The sequence below is a fragment of the Candidatus Accumulibacter sp. ACC012 genome (assembly GCF_907163155.1).
Taxonomy (GTDB): domain Bacteria; phylum Pseudomonadota; class Gammaproteobacteria; order Burkholderiales; family Rhodocyclaceae; genus Accumulibacter; species Accumulibacter delftensis.
The window spans coordinates 450,871-459,082 of record NZ_CAJQUC010000003.1 but is presented as its reverse complement, the minus strand read 5'-3'; the positions used below and the strand labels follow the sequence as shown (position 1 = coordinate 459,082).

1 protein-coding gene and 1 pseudogene are annotated in these 8,212 nt (G+C 63.4%); one reads left to right on the top strand and one right to left on the bottom strand.

From position 1 onward, the window contains the following. Nucleotides 1-15: 15 nt before the first annotated feature. A pseudogene (locus QZ648_RS05455) lies at nucleotides 16-1,178 on the top strand (IS3 family transposase); the annotation flags it as partial. A gap of 127 nt (nucleotides 1,179-1,305) precedes the next feature. Here the strand turns inward: QZ648_RS05455 and QZ648_RS05450 are convergent. Further along, nucleotides 1,306-7,998, bottom strand: coding sequence for a LamG-like jellyroll fold domain-containing protein (locus tag QZ648_RS05450; RefSeq protein ID WP_291996348.1), 6,693 nt, complete (start codon nucleotides 7,996-7,998; stop codon nucleotides 1,306-1,308). Between the last annotated feature and the right edge of the window lie 214 nt (nucleotides 7,999-8,212).

The window sequence follows — 8,212 nt, the reverse complement described above, 5'->3', positions numbered from 1 at the left end:
AGGGAGCAAGAAGCGATGAGTGAAGTAGCGACGCGGAAGGTACATACGCCGGAGTTCAAGGCCAAGGTTGGTCTGGAAGCTGTACGTGGGGTCAAGACGATCAACGAGATTGGGCGGGAGTACGGCGTGCATCCTGTCCAGGTTGGGCAATGGAAGAAGGCCATCCAGGAGAATGCCAAGACGCTGTTTGAAGGTAAGCGCGGCCCCAAGCCAGCGGCGGCGCACCGTGAGCCAGAGCTGTTGTACAGCGAGATCGGCAAGTTGAAGATGGAACTCGACTGGCTCAAAAAAAAGTCTGGGATCAGCCTGCCGTGATACGGCATGGGTGGATCGACCCAGGCGAGCCCGTCGCCGTGGTGCAGCAATGCGCTCTGGCAGGGTTATGCCGAGCCACGGTCTATGCGCAGCGCCGGCCGCCGGTGGTCGATGCCAGCGATCTCGTCCACAGTCGGCTGATCGACGAGGAGTACACGCGGCACCCGTTTTACGGCACCCGCCGGATGGTGATTTTTCTTGCGCAAGCGGGGCACACGGTCAATCGCAAGCGGGTACGACGCCTGATGCGACTGATGGGGCTGTCGGGCATGGCGCCGGGGCCGAACACTAGCCGTCCGCGCCCTGAGCACCCGGTCTATCCGTATCTACTGCGTGGCGTTGCTGTGGTCAGACCCAATCAGGTGTGGAGCACGGACATTACCTACATCCGGCTGGCGCACGGCTTCGCCTACCTGGTCGCAGTGATCGACTGGTACAGCCGCAAGGTGCTCAGCTGGCGGATCAGCAACAGCATGGAAGCGGTGTTCTGTGTCGACTGCCTGGAGGAGGCCCTGCGTAGCCACGGCACGCCAGAAATCTTCAACAGCGATCAGGGCGCGCAGTTCACCAGTGAAGCCTTCACGGGAGTGCTGAAGCGGGAAGGCGTGGTCATCAGCATGGATGGGCGGGGGCGCGTGTTCGACAACATCTTCGTCGAACGGCTCTGGCGCAGCGTCAAGTACGAGGACGTGTACCTGAAGGGATATGCCACCATGGGCGAATTGATGGTCGGCCTCGCCGAGTACTTTGCCTTCTATAACGGCGAGCGTCCGCACCAGTCGCTGGGCAACACGGCACCCGCGGTCGTCTATCGCAATGGCATAGGTGGCGGAGCGTTGATCCTCGACAAGTTTGGCCGCGCGGGTGGGGAATCGCCTGTTCCGCTACGCTCCACAGGCGATTCCCCACCCGCAGAAGCAAAGTCAACGACAGCATCAAAAGCAGAGTCAAAGGCAACACCGGGGCAGCGCCGTCCAGCTGCTAGCGAAGTCAAATGCACAACTTAAAATGAATCGATATTTGTCTTGACTCAGGGGACCACTTTAGGCCTTCCATCAGCAAGGTATAAATGCCGTCGTAGGCCAGCGTAAACAGGCCGGCGTCGGCATTGAAGTTACTGGCGCCCCAAACGGTCCGGCCCCAGGGGTCGAGCAGGCGCCAATAGATATCGCCGGCCACCTCGCTGATGCGCTCGAAGAAATAGCGCTCACCGGCATTGGCGGTGAACTGATAGGCATCGGTCTGGTTGGCCGGGGTCAGGCGGCCGCTGACCGGAGTGCCGGGGGCGAGGATGCTGGCAGCGGCCAGATCGAGCAGGCGAAAACGGAATTCGCCGGTGTAGTCCTGATAGCCGGCGATGCTGAGCTGGTAGTCGCCGGCCGGCAAATCGAACAAGGACAGAGCGTCGACGGAATCGCTCTGCTGAAAGTGACGGCCGCTGACCAGGGTACCGCGGGGACCGGTGAGGCTCCAGCGCACATTGGAGCTATCGGTCATGGCGTCGAAGTAGACGCGCGTGCTGGCTTCGCTGAGGGTGAAGGTGTAGTTGACCAGCTGACCGACATGTTCGATGGCGCCCACGATGACCGGGGCAGTGGCTTCGCTCAGGCGGACGACATGACCGTGGCCAGTAGCATCGGCAGCGCTGTTGCCGACGCCCTCGTCAGCCTTGATGTAAGCCACCAGCCCGGCCGCGTTGCCGACCAGCGGGGCATTCATCGAGGCCAGGATCTCGGCGTCGCTACGCGCCACGTTCCAGACCCGGATGTCGTCCATGCTGCCCACCAGGCTGGCGTAGCTGCTGCCAGGCTCCAGCGCGCTACCCAGGTACAGGGGCTTGCTGTTGCTGCTGGCCGGATTCTTGCGGATATTGGTGCCGCTCTTCTGCAACACGCCATCCACCAGGATGCGTACCGTTCCGGCAGTGCGATCCATGACCGCCGCGATGTGATGCCACTGCCCGGTGGTGATCAGGCCGCTGCCGGTCTGGGTGGACTGGTTGCTGCCGTCACCGGTATCGAAAGCGACGCTACCGTTGGAGTGTAGCCAGAGGCTATAGCTGCGCTCGCCAGGGTTCTCCGGGTTGCCCTTGTAGAAGAGCGTGGTCCAGGTATTGTCGAAACGGTCCACCTTGACCCAGGTCTCCAGGGTCAGGGTGTCGGTCAGGTCGAGAGCCGCAGCATGGTCGATCTGGGCCGACTGCACGCCGTTGAAGTGCAGCGCGCCGCCAAAGTGGCCATTGGCCCAGGGCGCTGGCATGCCGTACACGCCGTCCAGCGTGATGGCCTGGGTCAGGTCCCGGACCCGCTGCACCCGGAAACTGAAGTTGCTGCTACCACTGCCACCATCCCGGCGGCCCTCGACGAGCAGTGTGTAGACGCCGGCAAACGGCAGGGTCTGCAAGCGCACGTCGTCCGAGGGCAGGTAGTTGGGTCCCCACAGGTTGCGACCCCAGGGGTCCAGCAGGCGCCAGTAAGGATAGCCGCCGCTGGCCGAGACCTCGTCGAAGTACAGGCGCTCGCCCGCCTCGGCGGTGAAACGGTAGGCGGTGGTGGCCGTGGCCGGCGTATGCTGACCGTTGACCACGGTATCGAAGTCCAGCTCCAGGGCGCCGGCAAGGTCGAGCAGACGGAAGCCATAGTCGCCGGTAGCGTCGCCGACGCCGTCGATACGCAAGGTGTAGTCGCCGGCCACCAGGTCGAAGACGCTCAGTCCGTTCTGCGAATCGCTGCTCTGGAAGGGACGATCGGAAACCACCGTGCCACGCGGGCCGCTCAGGTACCAGCGCAGATTGTTGTGGTCGGTCAGCGAATCAAAATACAGACGCGTCGTATCGGCAAGCGTGAATCGGTAGTAGTCCTGCTGACCGAAATCGATGCGTCCGGCGACGACGCCGGGCACGCTCGACCAGGGATGAACCATCTGTCCCGCATTGCCCCGGCCGCTGGCGTCGGCCAGCGTCCCGCCGCTGGTCTCGTCGGCCTTCAGGTACATCAGCAGGCCGGCCTCATCGCCGACCAGCGCCTGGTCCTTGTTATCGGCGATCTGCTGCGCGCTGCGCACGCTGTTCCACAAACGGACCTCGTCGACCGCACCCTGGAACATCGGGTAATTTTCCAGGCTGCTGCCGATCAGCAGCGGATTGGTATTGGAACTTGCCGCGTCTTTGGCGAGAGCGCCGCTGGCGGCCTCGACGCCGTCCAGGTAGATTTTCATCACCCCGCTTGCACTGTCGCGATCAAGCACCACGGCGACGTGGTGCCACTGACCGGTGACCACGCTGCCGGCGGCGGTGTTGATGTTGTTGTTGGAATCGTTGCCGGTCGACAGGTGCAGGTAACCCGCGGAATTGAGCCACAGGGTGTAGGTCCGCTGGTTGCTGTTGCCGTTGCCCTTGTAGAAGAGCGGCTGCCAGGTGCTGGCGTAGGCGTCGACCTTGATCCAGGCTTCAAGTGTCAGCGAGCCGGTCAGATCAATGTCGCCATTACTGGCCACCTGTGCGTAGCGCAGGCCGTTGACATTCAGGGCGCCACCGAGCTGACCATCGGTACTGAACTGGTCGAGGCCGTGGCTGACGCCGGGGACGATGTCGACAATGTCGTCGGTGATCTCCAGCAGCTTGAAGCTGTAGTCGATCTTGGCGCTGTATTGCGTCTGCCAGATACGGCCCTCGATGATCAGCGTGTAGGTGCCGCTTTCAGCGAGCGTGAAAATGTCGACGTCGTTCAGGTAGGTGGGGCCGAAGACCTGCCGACCGTAGGGATCGAACAGGCGCCAGGTCAGGCGGTCGGCACTGCTGCTCAGGTTCTGGCGATCGAGGTAGTAGCGCGTACCGGCCGTGGCGTCGAAGCGGTAAACGTCGGTTTCGTTGGCCGGGTCGAGCTGACCACTGACGACGCTGTTGCTGGTAAACGCGGTCGCCGCGGCAAGGTCGAGGAGCCGGAAGCTGAAATCGCCGGTCTGATCACCCTGCGGGTCGAGGGTCAGGGTGTAGTCACCGGCGACGAGATCGAGCAGTGGACTGGTGGCGCCCAACTCGTGCGATTCGGAGCCGTAGAAACGGCGATTGCTGATCTCGGTGCCGCGTGGCCCGGTCAGCGTCCAGTAGATATCAGGATTGGTGCTGTTCGGCGTCAGGCCGTCGAAGAGCAATTGCCGCGCGTCGCTGAGCGTGAAACGATAGCTGGCGCGCTGGCCGGGTGTGCCGAAGCTGCCGCTCACCGCCTGACCCAAGGTAAGGCTGTCGCTGATATCGACGACCTTGTGGATGTTGAAGCCGTAGGCGTTGGCCGCCGCCGTGTTTCCGACCCGGCCTTCAACCAGCAGGTAATAGGTGCCCGACAGGGTGAAGGCGCTCATCTCCTGGTCTTCCGGCCAGACGTAACCGCCCCAGACCTGCCTGCCTTGCGGATCGATCAGGCGGTAGGTGGTGTTGTAGTAGTTGTCATAGCTGATGCGGTCGAAGTAGTAACGCTCGCCGGCAAGGGCGTCGAACTGATAGAAATCGGTGACGCGTGCGCTGCTCAGACTGTCGTTGAGCGCCGTGCCGGGGATCAACGCGGCGGCTTCACTGACCACGTCCACAAGCCGGAAGCTATAATTTCCAGTGGTATCGCCACTGCCGTCGAGAGTCAGCGTGTAAGCGCCGGCCGCCAGCCGCAGCAGCGGGTTGGTCTGGCCCAGTTCGTAGGAATCCGAGTTCTGCAGATGGCGACTCAGGAGGTAGCCGTCCGGGCCCCGCAAGGTCCAGGCGATGTTGCTGTTGCTCAGGCTGTCGAAATAGACCAGGGTTTCGTCGCTTAGCGAGAAGCTGTAGCTGTCCTGCTGTCCGGCGTGGTCGATGTTGCCGTTGACGGCTTCGCCGATGGCCAGCGCACTCACCGGATCATCGGCGACCGGCTGGATGTTGAAGCTGTAGTCGAAGCGGGCAACCGACGATCCCGTGCTCCAGATCCGCCCCTCGATGAGCAGCGTATAAACACCGGTAAATGCCAGCGTGCTGACGTCGACGTCGTCGTAAAAATTCGCCGGTCCCCAGACCTGGCGGCCGTAGGGGTCGAGCAAGCGCCAGCTGACCCAGCCCGAGTTGGCCGGGCTGAACGTCTGGCGGTCGAAGAACAGCCGGTCGCCGGCGTTGACGGTGAAGCGGTAAACGTCGGTTTCGTTGCTTGGGTCGAGGCTCGCGGTGAGCGGCGTGCCGGGTGTCACCGCCACGCCGTCGGCGAGGTTCAGGACGCGGAAGCTGTAGTTGCCGGTGGTGTTGCCATTGCCCCAGACGCGTAGCTGATAGCTTCCGGCCAGCGGCACGTCGATCACCGGGTTGCCGTTGCCGAACTCGTAGGAGTCCGAGTAATAGGTGCTGCGATCGGCGATCTCGGTACCGCGCGGACCGCGCAGCGACCAGTGAAACTCGCCACTGCTGCTGGGCGCCAAGCTGTCGAAGTAGAGTCGCGTCGGACCGGCGACGGCAAAGACGTAGTCGTCCACCTCGCCCGCGGCGCTCAGCGTGCCGCTGACCGCGGCACCCAGCGTGATGGCCGTTCCGGTCAGCGCGGCGACCGGGGTATTGCCCTCGAGGGCAATCTTGAAGCTGTAATCGATAGCGCTGCTTTCCCAGCTGCGGCCTTCGACCAGCAGGGTGTAGGTGCCGCCAAGGCGCAGGCTGGCACTCTCCCGGTCGGCGAAAGGCTCCGGCCCGAAGAGCTGCAAGCCGGTCTCGTCGAGCAGCCGCCAGTACGGGCTGCCGGCGCTGAGCGCGATACGGTCGAACAGCACCTGGTCGCCTGCGCTGGCGGTGAACTGGTAGACCCGAGTCATGCCGCCCGGGCTGAGCGTGCCGCTGACGTCGCTGTCGTAAGCGACGACACTGCTCGCAGTGGCCACGTTCAGCAGACGGAAAGCGTAGGCACCAAGGCTATCGAGATTGCCGTCGACGGTCAGGGTATAGGCCCCGGCGGCCAGGCTCAGCAGCGGATTGCCGCCGAATTCGGCGGCGTCCGAGTACACGAAGCTGCGCCCGGCGACCTCGCTGCCGCGTGGCCCGACCAGGCTCCAGTTGAAATCGTTGTCGTAAGTCAGCGAGTCGAAGAGCAACTGCGCCGGCGCCGCCAGCGTGAAAGTGTAGGCCTGTCGCTGACCGGGATGGTCGAGAGTGCCGTCGACGCGAGAATCCAGCGTCAGCGGCGCGCTGCCATCGACGACCCGCTGCAGTTTGAACTGGTAGTCGCTGGAACGGGTGTTGTAGATGTGACCTTCCAGCGCCAGCACGTAATCGCCATCGTAGAGCGCAGTGAACACCTCGACGTCACCCGTGGAGAACTGCGGCCCGGAGACCAGGCCGCCCTTGGGATCGAAGATGCGCAGCGAGAAGTTGTCGCCGGACAGCCCCTGGCTGTCGAAGAAGAAGCGCTCGCCGGCAAGCGCAGTGAACTTGTACAGCCGCGTCTCCGTGGCCGGTGCATTGCTCGCCGTGCCGCCGCCGGCACCGGCGTCGCTCAAGCTCCCGGTCACCGTCGTGTTCAACGCGATCGCCGAGGCTGCCGCCAGGTCAAGCACGCGAAACGCGTAGTCCCCAACGCGGTCGCGGTCACCATCGACGCTCAGCGTGTAGCTACCGGCGCGCAGCAGGATGCTGGTATTGCCGGCCAGCTCGGAGGAGTCCGAATACTGGAATCGGCGGTCGGCAAGCAGCGTGCCGTTGGGGCCGGTGAGCGACCACAGCAGTTGGTAGTCGGATGTCAGCGAGTCGAAGACGACACGGGTATCCGCAGCCAGCGTGAAGCTGTGGATGTCGCGCTGCCCAGCCTGCGCGATACGACCGGTGACCAGCGAACCCACGGCCATCGCTTGCGGCACGGTTTCGTCGAGCAAGGCGACGTTAAAGCTGTAGCTGGCGGGAGCTGTGCTGGCGGCACGGCCCTCGATCAACAGCGTGTAACTACCGTCCACGGCGAGCGTCAACTCGCCGAGATCATTGCTCATGTGCGTACGATCGACGACCGTGCGACCGTAGGGATCGAGCAGCCGCCAATAGATGTCGCCGGTATTCGCAAAGCGGTCAATGAAGAAGCGCTGACCAGCCGCGACACTGAAGCGGTAGGCGTTGGTCTTGTTGCCTGGATCGAGCTGTGCGTCGACCGTCGTTCCCGGTGTCAACTCCTGCGCCTGCGCGATATCGATCAAGCGGAAACTGTAGGCGCCGATGTTGTCGGCGACACCATCGACGCTCAAGGTGTAGTCGCCCGCCCCCAGATCGAGGGCGACATCGCCGCTCCGCTCGTAGGAATCCGAAGCGTTGAAGCCACGCTCGCTGACCACCGTGCCGCGCGGTCCTTCGAGCGACCAGTGCATGCTGGCATCGTTGGTCAGCGAATCGAACACCACGCGAACCGTTTCGTTCAGCGTGAAACCGTAGCGATCGGTCTCGCCGGCGACGTCGATCGAGCCATCGATCTGGGTGACCGGTATGCTCGGCGCGCCGTCGAGCAGGATGCGCGGTTCGAGCGCCTCGAAGTTCAGGCGCCCGGCGCTTGTCGGCAGCTCGCCGGCCGCTGGCCTGAAGGCCTTGGCCAGAAACCCGCTCAGCCACGCCAAACCACGACCACGATGACTGCGCTGTGCTTTCCTCGCTGCCGACCCGCCGGTCGGCGACGGCAAAATCTCCGGGCGCGCTTTGCTATCCATCAGCAGTACGACCGTAGTGCGATCTCGGTATCCATTGTTCCACTCCTCCAGGCCAGCTGGCACGAACACGGCTGGGGGCATCGCGTCCCTGGCCACGGTTCGGCCTTGGCGCGCGATGCTTGAGCCTACGGTTCCAACACTCAATCTTGACGTCAGCAACACAGCTCTCGCAGCAGGAAGCAAGACTGCTTATCGCGGAAGACGGGTTTTAGAA